Raw genomic sequence first — 680 nt, 5'->3', positions numbered from 1 at the left:
GCATCAACGCCAGGTTGGTAAAGGCACCAATGGCCATAAAGGCCGCATGTCCGAGACTCACCTGCCCGGTATGACCACTGATCAGCATCAGCCCCAGGCCGGCCAGGGACCACACCAGAACGGCGGTTAGTTCGCCCAGATAGTAGCTGCCAAGCACCCAGGGCGCCGCCAGCAGCAACGCTGCCAATATCGCGTACTGGGCCAGGTGCCAGCGGCCTTCAAACAGGTTGATATCGTCGTCGTAACGGCTTTTAAAACGATTACTCATGGCCTACACCTTCTTCTGGCTGATCTGTGCGAACAGGCCACCGGGGCGCAGAATCAGCACCAGCAGCATCAGCACATAGGGAGCAATCTGGCCGACCCCGGAAGGCAGATAGCGGCCCGCGAACGGCTCCACGATGCCCACCAACAATCCACCCAGCAACGCGCCGGGCAAGGAGCCCAGCCCACCAATTACCGCAGCGGCGAAGGCCTTGATACCAAACAGCAGCCCCACCGACGGCTCCACGGCGCCTTTGGCAGCAAACATGACCCCGGCAATAGCGGCCACCACCCCGGACAGGGCCCAGACAATGGCGTTGATCCGCTTCACCGGAATGCCCATGTAGTAAGCGGCCATCTGGTTCTGGCTGCTGGCCTGCATGGCCACACCGAGGCGGGTACGGGCAAAGAAGAAG

Annotated in this window: 1 protein-coding gene and 1 pseudogene; both read right to left on the bottom strand. The window is 61.5% G+C overall.

Features of this window, described 5'->3' with window-relative positions; translation table 11 throughout:
- Nucleotides 1-268 (bottom strand): annotated as a pseudogene (locus A3730_RS02080) (branched-chain amino acid ABC transporter permease); the annotation flags it as partial.
- A gap of 3 nt (nucleotides 269-271) precedes the next feature.
- The coding region (locus tag A3730_RS02075) for a branched-chain amino acid ABC transporter permease (RefSeq protein ID WP_197477227.1) at nucleotides 272-680 on the bottom strand (409 nt) is incomplete at its 5' end.

The organism is Alcanivorax sp. HI0044 (genome assembly GCF_001634945.1).
This window is presented reverse-complemented; position numbering and strand designations above follow the sequence as displayed.